Source organism: uncultured Cyclobacterium sp. (assembly GCF_963977555.1).
Classification (GTDB): Bacteria; Bacteroidota; Bacteroidia; order Cytophagales; family Cyclobacteriaceae; genus Cyclobacterium.
Genome location: NZ_CAXBPD010000003.1, coordinates 283,586 through 300,957 on the forward strand (window position 1 = coordinate 283,586; position 17,372 = coordinate 300,957).

General features: G+C 39.6%; 14 protein-coding genes. 9 read left to right on the top strand and 5 right to left on the bottom strand.

The window, feature by feature from the left end:
- Positions 1 to 50 precede the first annotated feature (50 nt).
- The 5 genes from AAC073_RS05190 to AAC073_RS05210 are packed head-to-tail and all read left to right on the top strand — an operon-like array spanning position 51 to position 7,134.
- On the top strand, positions 51 to 704 hold the full coding sequence (locus tag AAC073_RS05190) for an MBL fold metallo-hydrolase (protein ID WP_339922780.1): 654 nt from the start codon (positions 51 to 53) through the stop codon (positions 702 to 704).
- Positions 701 to 1,405 carry a CDP-diacylglycerol--serine O-phosphatidyltransferase gene (gene pssA, locus AAC073_RS05195; RefSeq protein WP_339922781.1) on the top strand — a complete coding sequence of 235 codons (705 nt, stop codon included), beginning with the start codon at positions 701 to 703 and terminating at the stop codon, positions 1,403 to 1,405. The genes AAC073_RS05190 and pssA overlap by 4 nt, the downstream gene beginning before the upstream one ends.
- Positions 1,406 to 1,442: 37 nt before the next feature.
- A complete protein-coding gene (gene porU / locus AAC073_RS05200; protein ID WP_339922782.1) occupies positions 1,443 to 4,649 on the top strand; it encodes a type IX secretion system sortase PorU in 3,207 nt (1,068 codons plus the stop codon).
- A complete protein-coding gene (gene porV, locus AAC073_RS05205) occupies positions 4,646 to 5,860 on the top strand; it encodes a type IX secretion system outer membrane channel protein PorV (RefSeq protein WP_339922783.1) in 1,215 nt (404 codons plus the stop codon). The genes porU and porV overlap by 4 nt, the downstream gene beginning before the upstream one ends.
- A complete protein-coding gene (locus tag AAC073_RS05210) occupies positions 5,857 to 7,134 on the top strand; it encodes a pitrilysin family protein (RefSeq protein ID WP_339922784.1) in 1,278 nt (425 codons plus the stop codon). The genes porV and AAC073_RS05210 overlap by 4 nt, the downstream gene beginning before the upstream one ends.
- Positions 7,135 to 7,144: 10 nt before the next feature.
- Here the strand turns inward: AAC073_RS05210 and AAC073_RS05215 are convergent, their stop codons facing one another.
- Positions 7,145 to 8,140: a glycosyltransferase gene (locus AAC073_RS05215; protein ID WP_339922785.1), complete on the bottom strand. Its 996-nt coding sequence runs from the start codon at positions 8,138 to 8,140 to the stop codon at positions 7,145 to 7,147.
- Positions 8,141 to 8,204: 64 nt separating this feature from the next.
- On the opposite strand from AAC073_RS05215, the gene AAC073_RS05220 reads away from it, so the two are divergent.
- Positions 8,205 to 8,801, top strand: coding sequence for a YigZ family protein (locus tag AAC073_RS05220; RefSeq protein ID WP_339922786.1), 597 nt, complete (start codon positions 8,205 to 8,207; stop codon positions 8,799 to 8,801).
- On the opposite strand, the gene AAC073_RS05225 is transcribed toward AAC073_RS05220, so the two are convergent.
- Together AAC073_RS05225 and nhaC are read right to left on the bottom strand one after the other, a co-directional pair.
- Entirely contained in the window at positions 8,794 to 9,396 is a 603-nt protein-coding gene (locus AAC073_RS05225; RefSeq protein WP_339922787.1) for a 3'-5' exonuclease, read from the bottom strand. The two genes, AAC073_RS05220 and AAC073_RS05225, sit on opposite strands and share 8 nt — an antisense overlap.
- On the bottom strand, positions 9,393 to 10,883 hold the full coding sequence (gene nhaC / locus AAC073_RS05230; RefSeq protein WP_339922788.1) for a Na+/H+ antiporter NhaC: 1,491 nt from the start codon (positions 10,881 to 10,883) through the stop codon (positions 9,393 to 9,395). Before nhaC ends, AAC073_RS05225 begins: the two co-directional genes overlap by 4 nt.
- A gap of 292 nt (positions 10,884 to 11,175) precedes the next feature.
- Here nhaC and AAC073_RS05235 point away from each other — a divergent pair, with 292 nt between their 5' ends.
- Both AAC073_RS05235 and AAC073_RS05240 read left to right on the top strand, forming a co-directional pair.
- Positions 11,176 to 11,655 carry an Mpo1-like protein gene (locus tag AAC073_RS05235; protein WP_339922789.1) on the top strand — a complete coding sequence of 160 codons (480 nt, stop codon included), beginning with the start codon at positions 11,176 to 11,178 and terminating at the stop codon, positions 11,653 to 11,655.
- Positions 11,656 to 11,769: 114 nt separating this feature from the next.
- Positions 11,770 to 13,785 (top strand): cation:proton antiporter, encoded by a 2,016-nt coding sequence (locus AAC073_RS05240; protein WP_339922790.1) that lies wholly within the window; start codon positions 11,770 to 11,772, stop codon positions 13,783 to 13,785.
- A 79-nt stretch (positions 13,786 to 13,864) separates the two neighbouring features.
- Here the strand turns inward: AAC073_RS05240 and queA are convergent, their stop codons facing one another.
- Positions 13,865 to 14,914, bottom strand: a complete 1,050-nt coding sequence (queA, locus tag AAC073_RS05245; RefSeq protein ID WP_339922791.1) for a tRNA preQ1(34) S-adenosylmethionine ribosyltransferase-isomerase QueA — start codon at positions 14,912 to 14,914, stop codon at positions 13,865 to 13,867.
- A 117-nt stretch (positions 14,915 to 15,031) separates the two neighbouring features.
- Between queA and AAC073_RS05250 the strand changes: the two genes are divergently transcribed.
- Positions 15,032 to 16,276 (top strand): ABC transporter permease, encoded by a 1,245-nt coding sequence (locus AAC073_RS05250; protein ID WP_339922792.1) that lies wholly within the window; start codon positions 15,032 to 15,034, stop codon positions 16,274 to 16,276.
- A gap of 31 nt (positions 16,277 to 16,307) precedes the next feature.
- Here the strand turns inward: AAC073_RS05250 and recA are convergent, their stop codons facing one another.
- Complete coding sequence (gene recA / locus AAC073_RS05255) at positions 16,308 to 17,357, bottom strand: recombinase RecA (protein ID WP_339922793.1); 1,050 nt, start codon at positions 17,355 to 17,357, stop codon at positions 16,308 to 16,310.
- Positions 17,358 to 17,372 lie beyond the last annotated feature (15 nt).

The window sequence follows — 17,372 nt, forward strand, 5'->3', positions numbered from 1 at the left end:
AATTAAATCATTCTTTGTTATTTTGATGCAGGAATTCAAATCAATTTAAAATGCTGCAGATTAAATCATTTACATTCAACCCTTTCTCGGAAAATACTTATATCTTATTTGATGAAACCAAGGAAGCATTAATCATTGATCCTGGCTGTTATGAAAAACAGGAAAAAGGAATATTGTATGATTTTATTACCAAAGAACAGTTAAAACCGGTAAAAATTATTAATACCCATTGCCATATAGACCACGTTTTAGGGAATGCGTTTATGAAAAAAACGTATAATATCCCCTTGTGGTTTCACGCAGAGGAAGAGCCTATATTAAAGGCTGTGAGTTCCTATTCTTCCAATTACGGATTCGCCCAATACCAAGAAAGTAGTGTGGATCACTTGTTACAGGAAGGTGAAATAGTGAAATTCGGAAATACGGAGTTGATGCCAATTTGGGTACCAGGCCATTCACCTGGACATCTGGTATTGTATCATCAAGCATCTAAAACATGTATAGCAGGTGATACTTTGTTTCAGGGAAGTATTGGCAGAACAGATCTTCCTGGTGGAGACCACAACACCCTTATAAATGCCATTAAGGAGAAACTTTTCAACCTTCCTGATGATGTGGTCATTTATCCAGGACATGGGCCAACAACAACAATTGGTTTCGAAAAGTTAAACAATCCCTTTGTGGGAAAAAACGCAGTAAATTGACCATAAAAAAACATATCCCAAACGCTATAACCAGCTTGAATTTACTTTCAGGCATGATAGGAATTCATTTCGTAATGGTAAATGGTCCCTATTATGGTTTCTACTTTATTATAGCAGCAGCCATCTTTGATTTCTTTGATGGCTTTGCTGCTAGAATGCTGAAAGTTCAAAGCCCCATTGGCAAAGAATTAGACTCACTAGCAGACCTTGTTACCTTCGGGGTCTTGCCTTCTTTTATCGTTTTCTTGCTTTTGGAATCTGTCAGCACCTCTGAATGGCTACCCTATATTGGTTTTGCCATAGGAATCCAGTCCGCTCTTAGGCTGGCCAAGTTCAATATTGATGAAAGACAAGCGGATAGCTTCATCGGCGTACCCACTCCTGCCAACGCTTTGTTTTTCTCCACATTGCCCCTATTGGGAACTTCAGTGCTTTGGATTGGAAATGGACTCGAAAACCCTTGGATACTCGCTGGCGTTACCTTACTCTTTTCCTATCTGCTTACTGCCGAATTGCCACTATTGGCCTTGAAATTCAAACATTTTAAATGGAAAGGAAATCAATGGAGGTACCTCGTGCTTATCATATCAGGGCTGAGCATCCTTATTCTAGGCTTTGCAGGAATTCCAGTTGCTGTTCTTTCTTATATTTGTCTATCATTGGTCAATAACTCGATAGACGGTCATGAGGTTAAGCTGTAAATTTGTTTTCAAATTCTTGATGTGGACATTAAGTAGTATGTACTACTTCATTCCCTTGCAAGGTCAACAAATTTACAAATTCCCGATTTTGCATGAAGGTGTCTATCAACTAAGTCAAGGACAGGCCACTGACTGGGGACTGGGAAATCTGGATCAAATCAGGATTTTAGGACACCCGGGAATGCTGGATCAAAAAATTGACAGTAGCCTCTTTGCTCAAGAGGAAATTCCACAGCTTAAAATAGCTGATAAATTGTATTTTTTTCTTGAAGGACCTGACCAAGTCTATTTCGATAAGGGAAAAGCCAAAATAAAAGAGCACCATTATACAGACACCCTTTACTACCTACTTCAGACGGGAAACCCATCCACTAGAAAGGTTACACAAGTAGGTGACGCCATAGAAATTGAAGAGGGACTGTACTCACCAAAACCGCTGTATCAGATTTCCCTCCATAAAGAAGAAGAAGACAATATTTTGAGCTCAGGACGAAATTGGTATGGATACCGAACGTTTAACAGTGGTAGCCACATAATCTCCATCGCTCAACCCTCAGCTAACTCTGAAGGACCTGTAACTATTTGGGCGCAATTGATGGCTCAATCCTTTTCAGAAAGCAAATTCACCTTCGCCGCTAATAACCAGGTCCTCGGTGAAGCCAGCATCCCTTCCATCCCTGACAGCAGGTATGCCATCAAAGGAAGGGAAGTAAGTTTTGATGCCAATTTCCCTAAACCTCAAGGCAATAAACCCCAGGACATAGTCCTCACCTATTCTTCTAACCACCCCAATGGCACAGGATATGTGAAAAACATCCTTTTGGGATACCCTTTTTCTTCTTCCCTGCTCCCTGAAGGGGTTTATTACAATCCTGACGACAAACCCTATCCACTGCAAACTACCTTTTCAGGATTATGGGATGTAAGTGATTTTTATCAAGTTAAGGACCTAAAAACAAGTAATGCTCAAGTAATTGATTCCCGAAAAATAGTCGTATTTAATCCTGAAAACACACCTGAAATAGCAAGTCCCGAAAAAGTAAAAGAAAGACAGAACCTTTTATCTGGACAACCCGAATTCATCATTATCACTTCTGAACTTCTTTACGGACAGGCAAAAAGGCTTTCTGAATTTAAAAATGCCTTGGGATTGTCCACCGAAGTGGTCTTGACCAATGCCATTTATGACAGTTATGGCTATGGCAATCCAGATATAACCAGTATTAGAAATTTCTTGGCAGACTACTGGCAAACAAGCGGCATTTTAAAAAATGTTTTGTTCTTTGGGAAAGGCAGTTTCGATTATAAACATAAATTAGGTGGAAGGCCCAACTTAGTACCCACCTACAGTTCCAGGGTCAGCCTAAACCCACTAACCACCTATGGGTCAGACGATTATTTTGGTTTTTTAGAAATAGGGAATGGGGATTGGTTGGAAAGTCCGGAAGGAGATCATATACTACAAATAGGCATCGGGCGAATCCCCGCCATTAATGCCAGAGAAGCTAAAATAGCAGTAGACAAAATCATCACTTACCAAACGGGAAATGATGGGAATTGGAAGCGAAATCTCTTATTTGTGGCGGATGATGGAGACAATAATATTCACCTCAAGGATTCAGAAAAACATACCGCCTACCTGCATGACCAATCTCCTGCATTTAAATTAAAAAAATTATACCTTGACGATTTTCCTCAGGAAATGACAGCCAATCTACAAACAGTGATAAAAGCCAAAGAAGCTTTTATCACTGAAATAAAAGAGGGGCTTTTGCTCCTTAACTATATTGGACATGGCAATGAATTGAACCTAACCGCTGAAGGACTGTTCACTGTAAGTGACATTGAAGACTGGCCTATTACCAATCGATTCCCTGTGATGGTTACCGCTACTTGCGAATTTGGGAGGCATGATAGTCCTTTTATTCGCTCTGGGGCCGAAGAGCTTTTACTCGCGGAGCAGAAAGGGGTTATAGCGATGTTGACTACCGGCCGGCCTGTTTTTAGTAGCATTAATTATGCGTTAAACAAAGCCTTTATAGAAGCCGCCTTCAAACAAGGAGAAGGATTGTCATTGGGGGAAATATTCAAAAAGACAAAGAACAATAGTCTCAATGGACCATTGAATAGAAATTTCTCTTTACTAGGTGATCCTTCGTTGAAATTGGACCTCCCACTATACGAAGCAACCGCAAAGGAATGGATGGAGGTGAACACACAATTTAATATCGATAGCCTATCTGGTCTGAATAGACTTGAATATAATGGTAAGGTAGAAGACCCACTGACCAGCGCCAATGTCACGCAATTTGACGGTACTTATGAAATATCCATCATTGCACCTCCTAAGCAAAAAGAAACCCTTGGTGACGAAAGCCCTGAAACCAGCTATACGGATTACAATCAACCCCTGTTTCACGGAATAGGAACAGTAAATAAAGGCCTTTTTACTGGAGAAGTTTTACTTCCTGAATTGGATGATTATTCTGAGGGTGAACTTCAGGTGAGTTTATTTGCAAGCCATAATGACTTAAGTATGGAAGCATTTGGGGCTACTAAAATCGTTGCTAAACAAAAGCATGCTGACATTTTACAGGAAGATATTGGGCCTGGGATAGAGGTTTGGATAGCGGATAGCCTTTTAAGTAAGCCGATAATCTCATTTAAAAACACCCCTATTTGGGTGGAATTATCTGATGACTCAGGCATTAGCACACAGCATCCCATGGACATATCACTTCAGGTAAATGATGCCAAAATCCTATCCCTAACCAGTGAATATACTGCCGTAAACGGGAGTTACAAATCAGGCAGAATCAACGCTTGGGTAAATGGCTTAAAAGAAGGAACAAACAAGCTTATTTTTTCTGCTACAGATCAGTTGGGAAATACAACCCATCACATTGAAAATGTGGAAGTAATAGGCAGCAACCAACTCAAAATAGAAAACCTTTTGGTATACCCAAATCCTTCAATTGATCAATTCAACTTTAAAATAGCTCACAATCGTCCGGGAGAAACCTTAAATCTAAACTTAAGTATATTTTCTTTGCAAGGAACTGAAATATTTTCTTACCAAGGACGTTTTCCAAAAGCTGAACGGTCAATATTAGATATCCAATGGATATTTTTGAACAGTAAGTCCAAAAATCTAATAAAAGGAACTTATCTTTACAATTTAAATCTATATTCTGAAGAGGATGCAACTTCGGATGTACTAGCAGGTAAAATCATTATTCAATGAAAGCAATTAAAAACAGTCTCCCAATTTTTACTTTTTTGTTGGTATTCGGCTCCTTTCAGGTCGCTACCTTAGCTCAGAATTCTGTCGTACTTTCAAGACAAGACGGAGGCCGAAGGGTCCTAATTACTGCAGTCCCATTCTTGAATTTCGCACCTGATAGTAGGCATTCAGCAATGGGTGATGTAGGGGTAGCTACTTCGCCTGACGCCAATTCGGCTCAGTGGAATGCTGCTAAACTCGCGTTTATAGAAGATGACATGGGATTTTCATTGTCCTATTCACCCTGGTTGGGCAGATTGGTTCCAGACATGTCTTTAAACTACCTTACCGGATACAAAAAAATTGATGATGTTTCTGCTTTCGGTATTGACCTCAGGTATTTTAATATGGGCGATATTGAATTAACAGATGGTCGCGGAAATTCTCTGGGAGCATTTAGCCCTAGAGACATAGCAATTGGCGGTACTTATTCCAGAAAACTCTCTCAAAATTTATCTTTAGGGATTAGTGCAAGATTTATACATTCCAACCTTTCGGGAAATATTAGTTCATCAGGAGGCAACGAAGGCAGACCAGGTGTATCAGTAGGTACAGATGTAGGGGTTTACCATACTTCAGAAATATTGATTTCGGATAAAGAAGGAACCCTTTCGTGGGGAATAAATCTTTCCAATATTGGACCCAAAATCACCTATAACAGTGCGGATGACCTGGATTACCTTCCCACTAATTTCAGAATCGGTACAGCATTAACGATTCCGATGGATGAAATGAACAAAATCACCTTTGCCCTTGACCTAAACAAATTAATGGTGCCAAGTCCCCCAATTTATAAAGTAGATGAAAATGGACAATTGGTCATCGACCCAAACACGGGAAATGCTGAAATTGAAGCTGGTAAAGACCCTTCAAGGCCTTTAATTAGTGGTATGTTTGGTTCCTTTGTGGATGCTCCGGATGGATTCAGTGAGGAATTACAAGAAGTGATGATTTCATTTGGTACTGAATATTCCTATGATGATAAATTTGCACTCAGGGCTGGTTACTTTTACGAAAACCCAAATAAAGGAGGCCGAAGGTACTTTACTATGGGTGTAGGCTTTAAATACAACCGTCTTGGATTTGATTTTTCCTACCTCGTCCCTTCGGTTCAAAACCATCCTTTGGCAGAAACGCTTAGATTTAGCCTGCAATACAACGTCCAGAAATGAGCATAGACCGAAGTCAGGCCCCTCCTTTTAGTTTTCCTGAAAAAATTCACCTTAACCCACCTCAAGGGAGGGTTTTGATCAATGGAACACCACTGTACTACATCCCATTTCCAAACATAGAGGCAGTAAAAATTGAGATCGTTTTTTCTCTTAAAAACACAGAGAAAGAACCTTATAAGCCTTTGTTACCTTTCTTTATGCTCCACATGCTGCTGGAGGGAACAAATACAATGGATGCTGAAAAACTAGATGATTTTTTTGATTTTCATGCTTCTGAAGTTGACATTATATCCAGTTATGAAAAGCAGGGACTGAGCCTTCTTACTACCAAGAAACACCTCCTAGAAGTATTGCCTGTTTTTAGGTCCCTGTTCACTGATGCTACCTTCCCGGAAAAAGAGCTCAACAAGCGAAAATCACAGAAAAAATTAAGCATCAGCATTAAAAATGAACAAACCTCGGCTCGCGCTAATCAGTTGATCCGAGGAAGTCTTTTTCACAAAGACCATCCCTTCGGCTTTCAGGTTAGTGAAAAAGATGTGGATGCTATCAATAAGGATGACCTTAGCCAATATTACCACAAGGAATTTTTAATTGCACCCCAGATTTTCTTAACTGGTCACCTCACTAGGGAGGAATTAAATCAAATTGAAAGTTCATTCAGCGATTTACCTTTGTCCGCTGAACTCCCTATTCACCTCCCTACTGGTGAAATCCTTTCCTCAAAAAAAGTAGAGAACAAAGCGGAGGCTTTACAGTCAAGCATAAGAATTGCCAAATGGATGGTACCTAAATCTCATCCAGATTACCCTGCCTTATACGTACTAAACACCCTTCTTGGTGGGTATTTTGGCAGTAGGCTAATTAAAAATATCAGGGAAGAAAAAGGCTACACTTATGGTATCAACAGCTTTCTTGGGGAATTGAATGGAAATGAATACTGGATGACTGTTGCTGATGTAAAGGGGGGCTATGGTGAAGCAGTAATTCAAGAAGTTTACAAAGAAATCGAACGCTTAAAAACAGAACCGGTAGCTGCAGTTGAACTAGAAATTATCAAAAATTATTTGGCAGGAAGTCTTTTGTCAAATTTCAGTAGCCCCTTTGATCAAATGAATCATTTTCAACAGGTGCATTTCCAGGGGTTAAATTTTGATTACTACACGCAGCTTCTTGAGTACATCACGCATTTTGACGGTAGAGACATCATGAATATGGCAAACAAATATTTCGATCAAAAAGACATGCTTGAAGTCATCGTTGGTGCAGGATAACAAAACGAACTTAATTAAATGATCTTCTCCGCCATTTTTCATACAAAGGGGAAAGGTCACATTTCACTTTGGCCCACACATAAAAAAACAAGAAGGTGAAATTCGCAGGATAGCCCTTTTTATAAAGTTTTAACATCTTCAAAGCAACATCGAAATTAGCAGAAACAGTAGCGTGTTTTATTTCATGGATTAATCTCTGTCTGAGCGCTTCCTTTTCTTGCTCTGTGCTAAGCATCTCTGCTATTTTTTCACAAACAATAAAAGTAGAAGGCAGTAATTGAGATTTTTTTGATCTGTATTGCTGTTGAGACAGTGATTCTTTAAGGATTCGCTTATTTACGCCCAAAAAATCTCCATAAACAAATGAATACCTGGCAGCCATTCTTACAAGAATATCGAAGTCTTCATAACTCAAATGCTCATCATAACACCCGATATCCTTAAATGCCTTTTGATCCATGACCAATGTAGGGGAAGAAATAACATATCTTTTGATCACCTCAGCAAAAACATTCCCTTCCACAACTGGAACATTTGCTTTTCCAGCATTATCTGTAGGGTAAAAAGGTTGCGTTTCACCATTGGGTAAATGCTCTAAGGCATTGCAAAAATACACTTTCGCTTCACTCTGTAATAGTTGCTTGACTGCAAATTCTAAATGCCTGGCATTAAAAAAATCATCTGCGGCCAAATCCACCAGAAAATCCCCATTTGAATTGGCAAGGGCCTGATTAAAGGATTTACAATAGTTTATGGGTGTTTTATGATAAATTGATTTTACAGGGATTTTATGCGAATTTCTATCCAACCATAGCTTAATTTCAAGTTTTGAATGGTCACTACTGCCATTGTCGATAATAGTAAGTGATAGTGGCCTATAAGTCTGCGCCAGGACACTATCCAATGCCTGAGCCACATAATCACCTTGATTGTAACAGGTGCAGATCACAGTCACAATAGGCTTTACTTTTTCTCCCTTGGCAGACCATTGGCTTAATTCCTTCATCAGATTAATTCTAATGACTAAATTAGCAAATGAAAATGGAGATTATTAAACAAAGGCAATAATAATGGAGGATACTTATCGCAGTATTGAAAAACCATCGACAGGTATTTATAAGGAAAAGGGAAGTAAGTTTTTATCATTTGCCTACCCGGTAGGGGACGAAGAAGAAATACAAGAATTGATACAACAACTCAAAAAGCAATATTATGATGCCCGTCACCATTGCTATGCTTATGTACTCGGAAAGGACATGGAAACCTATCGGGCAAATGATGATGGTGAACCGAATCATAGCGCAGGTGACCCTATATTGGGTCAAATCAGGTCTCAGGAATTGACGCAAGTATTGGTTGTTGTGGTACGGTATTTTGGGGGGACCAAATTAGGCGTTGGCGGACTAATACGCGCTTACAAAACAGCTGCTGCTGAGGCATTATTATCCGCAGAAATCATTTCAAAAACCGTTATGATCCCTCTTGCATTTACTTTTGGCTACCTTTCGATGGATGATATAATGAGAACCATTAAACGATACGACCTAAAGATAATCGCACAAGAATTTGACAATGATTGCCTCATAAAACTGGAATGCAGGGAAAGCTTGGTAAAAGAAGTCCTAGCCGTGTTATCGGATATCCCGACAGCCAATCTCCTCAAGTAGAAAAAATCTCATCCAAAAGCCCCTCCTCCTGTAATCTAAGAAAAATCTCCAGACAGGCCCAGGCGTCCGTAGCCGCATAAAGCATTTGCTTGGCTGTCAATACAGGTGCTTCCCAGTTTGAGACCTGCTCCGATTTTGAAATCCTAATTCCCAACACCATGGCGCTAAGATTTCTTACACCGACATTCAAGAAACCTACCCTCTTTAATTCTTCATTCAAATCAAAAAAGGAATCTGGCTCAAAGTTGGGAGCAATTTTTTTCAATGCTTTTAAATCATCCCTCACCGCAGCCCCTACTTTGACAATGTTCGGATTTTCCAAAATTGCTTTAGCACCAGGAGGAAAACCTGTATGGTTAAGTCTGATCAAGTAGGCATTCTCTGTTGTAGATAACTGAAGAAGTGCTACCTCATAACTTACTCCTTTTCTGAATGCTGGTCTGGTTTCGGTGTCAAACCCAATGATTTGACTGGCCTTTAAATCTTGCTCCATTTCGCGAAGCCCCGTTTCATCTTCAATCAAAATAATATTACCTGGAAAAGCCCCCAGTTCCAATGCATTCACTTCTTCTTTACTTATTTTAAATGGTATCATGCCACAATTTCTTCTTCGTTTATTAATTTCATTTCCTTTTTGGAGTAGTAGTTGATTCCCCAATTCATGTAGCCAAACAATATCGTCATTATTGGACTAATAATATTGAAAAAACAAAAAGGAGCATAGGTAAGTGTGGCCACTCCAAGGACCGATGCCTGCGTTGCACCACAGGTATTCCATGGTATCAATACAGAGGTAACTGTTGCGCTGTCTTCTAATGTCCTGCTCAGGTTTTCACCTTTCAGCCCGCGTTTGCGATATACATCCGCATACATCCTGCCTGGCACCAAAATGGCCAGGTATTGATCTGAGGTGGTGACATTAAAAAACAAGCCTGTACCTGCAGTAGCTGCAATTAGAGATCCTACAGAATTCACTTTGCGGATAACGGCCTCTGCTATTACCCTCAACATACCGCTTACCTCCATAATTCCACCAAAAGCCATAGCGCATAATATCAACCACACGGTATACAGCATGCCCGACATTCCACCGGTAATTAGTAATTCATTTACTATTTCATTAGAGGTAATTATAGATGTCTCTCCATACAGAGCTATCATCATGATCTTAAAAGATTGAAGCGATACCCCCCCTTCTATATCCAAGATAACTGCAAGGTTATGGATCACTTCCTGCTGGAAAATCAAGGCGAAAATGGCACCAAGAATAGCCCCTGATAACAGAACAGGAATAGCAGGTACTTTCTTAATGATAAGCAGAATTACAACCACGGGAACAATAAACAGCCAACCATTGATGGCGAATGTATCAGAGATCACCGTTGAGATTTCTTCTACCTGCCCTATCGTTCCCTCAGGATTCCCCATTACCCCTATCACCGCAAAAATAACTAGGGTGATGAGAATTGAAGGAATAGTAGTTTTCATCATATGCTTAATATGGGTAAATAAATCTGTGCCTGCCATCGCTGGAGCGAGGTTTGTGGTGTCAGAAAGGGGTGACATTTTATCCCCAAAATAAGCACCGGAAATTATCGCCCCTCCTATCAATCCTTCACTAAACCCTAAAGCTTTACCTATACCCAGTAAAGCAACACCTACTGTAGCCACAGTAGTCCAACTACTGCCAGTGGCGATAGATACTACACCACATACGATACATGCCGCCACCAAAAACACCGTAGGATTTAGGACTTTCAGCCCGTAATAAATCATAGCTGGAACAATCCCACTCAACATCCAGGTTCCGGCCAGTGCACCTATCAACAATAATATAAGGATTGATGACATGGCAGAAGAAATACTATTGATCATCCCATCCTGTAATACTTCCCATTTTACATTCAACCTAAAAGCAGCGATGAGACCAGCGACTGCAGCTGAAATAATGAGCACCAATTGATTTGAGCCAGACAAACCCTCCGTACCAAATACTTTGATATTGATTACGAGGAGAACCATCAAGAAAACGATAGGAAATAATGCCTCCCAAATGGAAGGTCTTTTTGAGGGGTTACCCATGTATATTCTGTATATTCATCAAATAAGTAAAACGATAATTAAGCACAAGGTTCACAGCCTGCAACCATAAGCGTCTACGACTACCTTTGTTTGCTACTATTTTAATTGAGCCCAGCACCTAATACAGTTTAAAGTTATAAAAATTTATGTGTTTTCGTCTTCAAGTCCAGGTACACTTTGAAAATTAATGCTGAATTATAGGTCCAGGGATAAAATTTCACTCGGTAAAATTTTATGAATTTTACCGAATTATTTTTAACTTATAGAGACTTTATTCAATAAACACGCTAGTATGAGGAAAATAGATGGCCTTTTAGAAGAATACGGTATTAGTCACCAAAACCCTACCAATAAGGCCATTCATTGGTTTTGTGTTCCTGCTATTTTTTTTAGCATTGTAGGGTTGATTTACAGCATTCCCCCTGGCCCTTTAGCTTCTCTAGACTTTCTATTAAGCAACTTTACCAACTGGGCAACAATTGTTCTAATGGTTATCTTGATTTATTATTACACCCTTTCACCGTCCTTGGCCTTGGGGATGTTCTTATTTTCAGCCATATGCCTGGCGCTAGCCAATTTATTAACCTATTATCTACCGTTTCCGCTTTGGCTTTTTTGTACAGTCCTTTTTATTATAGCCTGGATTTTTCAATTTTATGGCCATAAAATTGAAGGAAAGAAACCATCTTTTTTTAAAGATGTTCAATTCTTATTAATTGGCCCGGCATGGTTGATGCATTTCATTTATAAGCGATTGGCGTTAATTTATTAATCGCACCCCTAGCGGAACGTGTCAAACGTAAACTATTTTCGATTTGCCAACTTAGCTTAGAATTCTATTTATTATAGTATCTTTCTAACCCATTTCTTTTCAATTGCCCTAACTATGAATCCTTTTATATTAGCAGTAGCAGAAATACCTTTATTATCCGACATCGTAGTAATCTTTGGGTTAGCTACTTTGGTGATTCTGCTCTTTATGCGACTTAAGTTACCGACCATTATCGGGTATTTACTCACTGGGGCCATTGCTGGTCCCTATGGGCTCTCGCTCGTATATGCCTCCACTGCCGTGGAGGTCCTCTCTGAAATAGGGGTGATTTTATTACTATTTGTAATTGGCTTAGAGTTTTCGCTCAAAAGCTTGATGGCGATTAAAAAAGCTGTATTTATTGGTGGAAGTTTGCAGGTAACGCTTACCATAGCTGTCACTGCATTGATCAGTTATTTCTTTGGCTTCAGTTGGAATATAGCGGTATTTTTTGGTTTTCTTTTTGCCTTGAGTAGTACCGCAATTGTTTTAAAATTATTGCAGGAATCAGGGCAGGTCAACACCATTTCTGGACGTACCACATTGGCAATACTTATCTTTCAGGACATAATCATTGTACCCCTTGTACTATTTACTCCTATGCTTGCTGGAGAGTCGGATAATATACTCCTTTCTCTCTTCTATCTTGCGTTAAAGGGAGGATTAGTGATTGTTCTCACCATCATCAGCGCCAAGTATCTTATTCCTCAATTATTGTACAGGGTAGCAAAAACTAAAAACGAGGAACTCTTCTTGCTAAGTATTATTGTCACCTGCTTTGCTGTTGCTTATGTCACCTCATTACTTGGACTTTCTTTAGGCTTGGGAGCATTCCTGGCAGGCCTGATTATCAGCGAATCAGAGTACAGTCACCACGCTACAGGTAAGATTCTTCCTTTCAGGGAAATCTTTCTGAGTTTCTTTTTCGTTTCGGTAGGAATGCTTTTTGACATTGGCTTCCTGGCAGAAAATTTCTTACTCATTCTGGCTTTGGTAGCCCTTACTTTCATTGTGAAATTTATAGTTACCTCGATTGCGGTAAAGTCATTGGGCACCAGTTATAAGGAATCTTTTATTGTTGCCTTTTCCATCTTTCAAGTAGGTGAATTTTCACTTCTTCTTGCCAAAGAAGGGCTGAAATATGAGCTGTTGGACAATACTACTTATCAGTATTTCCTTGCCATCTCTATTTTGACGATGATCGTTACACCCTTCGTACTTAAGCAGCGAGAAAACCTTGCTTGTAGGGTATTGAACATTCCAATGCCTCAAAAATTTAAAGCCAAACTTGAGGAACGAGCACAGGTTCCAGAATTGGAACTTGAAAAAGATTTGTTAAATGATCATTTGGTCATTATAGGGTATGGATTGAATGGAAGGAATCTCTCAAGAGCAGCAAAAAGAGCTAAAATCCCTTATGTAATCATTGAAATGAACCCTGAGACGGTAAGGGTGGAAGCAGCAAAAGGAGAGCCTATTATCTACGGCGACGCCGCCAATGGGGTTGTTCTTGAGCACGTTCAAATTCACAAGGCCAGGGTGGCTGTAATTGCCATTTCCAATCAACCCGCAACAAGTGGCATAATTGAAAATATCAGAATGGCGTCACAAAGTGTCTTTATAATTGTAAGAACAAGATATGTAAATGAGATTGAATCCATGCTCAACCAAGGAGCAGACGAGGTCATTCCTGAAGAATTTGAAACCTCTATAGAAATTTTCACAAGGGTTTTGTATAAATACCTCGTTCCAAAAGGTGAAATTGATGAATTTACAGAAGATGTCAGGTACCATAATTATGAGGTATTCCGTACCCCTTCTAATGACAGAACTGTTCCAACATTGGACATCCCGGAAATTAACTTTTCTGGAATTAAAATTGATAAAGACCACGGACCATTTATCGGCAAGTCAATTAAGGAGAGTAATTTGAGAGAAAATACTGGTATCAATTTGGTAGCAATCAAACGAGATGGCAAAACAGTAACAGAAATAACCGGCAACACAAAAATCAAGCTCGGAGACATCGTTTATGTGGTCGGAAAACCAGAAGCTATAGAACATTTTGAAGAAGAAGTCGGAATTAACTGACCCATAAATAGGGTCAGCATCAAAAAAGCCCTGTCAATTAAATTGACAGGGCTTTTTCATATAATAACAAAAGTTACTGCTAGATAATCAGCATGGCATCACCATAACTGAAAAATTTGTAGTTCTCTTTAATCCCTTCTTGGTAGGCCTTCATGATAAGGTCATATCCTCCAAATGCCGATGCTGTCATCAATAAAGTTGACTCAGGCAAATGAAAATTAGTGATCATTGCATTGGCAATTTTGAATTCGTAAGGAGGAATAATAAACTTGTCAGTCCATCCACTACTGGATTTTAATCGACCATTGGCTGTCACAGAAGACTCAATGGTTTTCAAAGGAGTTGTACCTACAGAAACCACCCTTTTCTTTTGGTCAAGGGCCCTATTGACAAGATCAACCGTTTCTTGAGGAATGTCATAGTTCTCCGAATCCATCTTGTGCTTCGTAAGGTCTTCCACATCTACTTGTCTGAAAGTTCCCAAGCCTATGTGTAAAGTAATGGGACTAACCTCAACACCTTTAATCTCAAGGCGTTTCATCAAATGAGGGGTAAAATGAAGACCTGCAGTAGGGGCCGCTACAGCACCAACATGCTTTGCAAAGATCGTTTGGTATCTTTCTCTGTCCGCATCTACAACATCTCGCTCAATGAAATCCTTTAATATAGGGGTCTCACCAAGGGTATCAATCGTTTTGTAAAACTCTTCGTCTGTTCCATCAAATAGGAAACGGATCGTTCTGCCCCTTGAAGTAGTATTGTCAATGACTTCTGCTACCAAGTCACTGTCTCCAAAATAAAGCTTGTTGCCTACCCTGATTTTTCTAGCCGGATCTACTAATACATCCCATAGCCTAAGATCCTGATTGAGTTCCCTTAATAAAAAGACTTCGATCTTTGCTCCAGTTTTCTCTTTATTTCCATAAAGCCTGGCTGGAAATACCTTTGTATTGTTGGTTACAAATACATCTCCTGCATCAAAATAATCGATAACATCTTTGAAAACTTTATGTTCTATTTTACCTGTATCCTTATGAATGACCATCAATCTGGACTCATCCCTGTTTTCTGGGGGATGTAGGGCAATAAGTTTTTTTGGAATTTCAAACTTGAAATCTGATAACTTCATATATGTATATATTTAGGAAATACCTATTAAACGTAATTATCGTAAAAAATGCAAAGTTAATAAGAATTAAGCCAGATTCTATTTATATTGTCAAATTGTTTTAAATAATATTATAATTTGATCGTATTTAGACTTATTTGGGAAAGCTTTCGCTTTGCAATGGATGCATTGAAGTCAAATCTGACTAGGACTATCCTATCACTATTAGGCGTTACTGTAGGTATCTTTGCTATCATTGCTGTTTTTACCTTGGTGGATTCACTAGAAAAAAACATCAAAGACAGTCTTACTTTCTTAGGAAGCAATGTGGTACGGGTCGACCGATTTCCTTTTGCAGCTGGAGGACAGGATTACCCTTGGTGGAGGTACTTCAGAAGGCCACCTGGTACTTATGCTGAATTCACTTTCTTAGAAGAGCGATTAAAAAGCGCTGCAGCCGTCACTATTTCAGCGAACACTAGAACAACTGTAAAAGCAAATAGCAACTCTTTCGAGATGGCCAACTTGGACGGGGTGGTTTTTAACCACAAGGATGTTTACGATGTCCCTATTGACCAAGGCAGGTTCTTTACTGAAATGGAAATCAACGCAGCTAGAAATGTTGCTATTATAGGTGTTAAGATAGGAGATGCCTTGTTTCCAGGAGAGAACCCTTTAGGGAAGTCTTTTAAAATCAAAGGCTTGAAATTCACTGTCGTGGGCCTTTTCGTAGAAGAAGGTGAAGGACTATTCGACACTCCCTCAAAAGATGAAGCCTTATTGGTTCCATATGGTGCTTTCACCAAGCTATTTTATGTTGGGAAAAATGGGCGAGAACCAATTATTGCTGCCAAAGGAATGGACGATGACCCTGGACTGGTAATGTTGGAAAATGAAATGGCAGGACTTTTAAGGGCAAAAAGAGGCCTGAAACCAACTACTGAAAATAATTTTGCTCTAAACAAATCTGAGTTTATTCAAGATACCGTAGGCTCAATCTTCGCTGTAATCTCAATAGCTGGTGGAGTAATAGGCGGATTCTCTATCTTAATAGGTGGTTTTGGAATCGCCAATATCATGTTCGTGTCGGTAAAAGAACGTACCGGAATTATTGGTATCCAAAAGTCACTTGGCGCTAAAAATTATTTTATTTTGCTACAGTTTCTATTTGAAGCCACCGTTTTAAGTCTGATTGGAGGATTTGCAGGACTACTGATCGTTTATGCTGCCACTTTTGTCTCTTTAGGCAACTTGGAGATTATACTTACTTTTAAAAATATTGTCCTTGGATTGGTATTGTCCTCTGCTATTGGTATTATTTCTGGCATTATACCAGCTTCGTTGGCAGCAAAAATGGATCCGGTAGTTGCGATCAGAATGTGAGTACAACTACCAGATTTTTTTGTTAATGAATTTATTTTTCAGCCTTAGGTTTCTTAGCAGACTTGGCTTTTTCCTTGTCCAATTTAAGTATTCCTGCCTTCTCTTTGATCTTAAGTTCTATTTCATCCATAAGTTCAGGATTGTCTAGAAGAAGATTTTTTACAGCATCTCTTCCCTGCCCCAATTTATTCCCCTCATAGGAAAACCATGATCCTGCTTTCTTAACAATTTCAAACTCCACCCCCAGGTCAATTATTTCACCTACCTTGGAGATACCCTCACCATACATGATGTCAAATTCCACCACTTTAAATGGAGGCGAAACCTTGTTCTTTACCACTTTCACTTTGGTCCTGTTCCCTAGGATATTGTCCGGACCGTCTTTAATTTGACCTATCCTCCGAATATCTAGTCGAACAGAGGCATAAAACTTAAGGGCATTACCACCGGTAGTGGTTTCAGGATTTCCAAACATCACACCGATCTTCTCTCTCAGTTGATTGATAAAGATACAAGCACAACCCGTTTTATTGATGGCCCCAGTTAGCTTTCTTAGCGCTTGAGACATCAACCTTGCCTGGAGTCCCATTTTGGAATCTCCCATTTCGCCCTCAAGCTCACCTTTAGGCACCAAAGCAGCCACCGAATCAATGACTATAATATCTATTGCCCCTGATCTGATAAGGTGCTCAGCAATTTCCAAGGCTTGCTCACCACTATCCGGCTGTGAGATCAGCAGATTTTCAATGTCAATCCCCAATTTTTCAGCATAGGCCTTGTCAAATGCATGCTCTGCATCTATAAAAGCTGCCAAACCACCCGCTTTTTGCGCCTCTGCAATGCAATGCATAGACAGCGTCGTTTTTCCGGAAGATTCCGGTCCATATATCTCTATTACTCTACCTCTGGGTACTCCCCCAATGCCTAGCGCCATGTCCAAACCTAAGGATCCTGTAGAAATAGCAGGTACATCCAGTACCACATTATCGCTTAATTTCATTACAGTCCCTTTGCCGTAAGTTTTCTCCAACTTATCTAGCGTAAGCTGTAAGGCTTTTAATTTTTCAGTATTTACACTCATATTCTCTCTTCAGAT

What these genes read in the sequence shown, in the direction of transcription:
- AAC073_RS05190 (WP_339922780.1), top strand. Translation starts at nt 51, where the DNA reads ATGCTGCAGATTAAATCATTTACATTCAACCCTTTCTCGGAAAATACT.
- porU (WP_339922782.1), top strand. Translation starts at nt 1,443, where the DNA reads ATGTACTACTTCATTCCCTTGCAAGGTCAACAAATTTACAAATTCCCG.
- porV (WP_339922783.1), top strand. Translation starts at nt 4,646, where the DNA reads ATGAAAGCAATTAAAAACAGTCTCCCAATTTTTACTTTTTTGTTGGTA.
- AAC073_RS05210 (WP_339922784.1), top strand. Translation starts at nt 5,857, where the DNA reads ATGAGCATAGACCGAAGTCAGGCCCCTCCTTTTAGTTTTCCTGAAAAA.
- AAC073_RS05215 (WP_339922785.1), bottom strand. Translation starts at nt 8,140, where the DNA reads ATGAAGGAATTAAGCCAATGGTCTGCCAAGGGAGAAAAAGTAAAGCCT.
- AAC073_RS05220 (WP_339922786.1), top strand. Translation starts at nt 8,205, where the DNA reads ATGGAGGATACTTATCGCAGTATTGAAAAACCATCGACAGGTATTTAT.
- AAC073_RS05225 (WP_339922787.1), bottom strand. Translation starts at nt 9,396, where the DNA reads ATGATACCATTTAAAATAAGTAAAGAAGAAGTGAATGCATTGGAACTG.
- nhaC (WP_339922788.1), bottom strand. Translation starts at nt 10,883, where the DNA reads ATGGGTAACCCCTCAAAAAGACCTTCCATTTGGGAGGCATTATTTCCT.
- AAC073_RS05235 (WP_339922789.1), top strand. Translation starts at nt 11,176, where the DNA reads ATGAGGAAAATAGATGGCCTTTTAGAAGAATACGGTATTAGTCACCAA.
- AAC073_RS05240 (WP_339922790.1), top strand. Translation starts at nt 11,770, where the DNA reads ATGAATCCTTTTATATTAGCAGTAGCAGAAATACCTTTATTATCCGAC.
- queA (WP_339922791.1), bottom strand. Translation starts at nt 14,914, where the DNA reads ATGAAGTTATCAGATTTCAAGTTTGAAATTCCAAAAAAACTTATTGCC.
- recA (WP_339922793.1), bottom strand. Translation starts at nt 17,357, where the DNA reads ATGAGTGTAAATACTGAAAAATTAAAAGCCTTACAGCTTACGCTAGAT.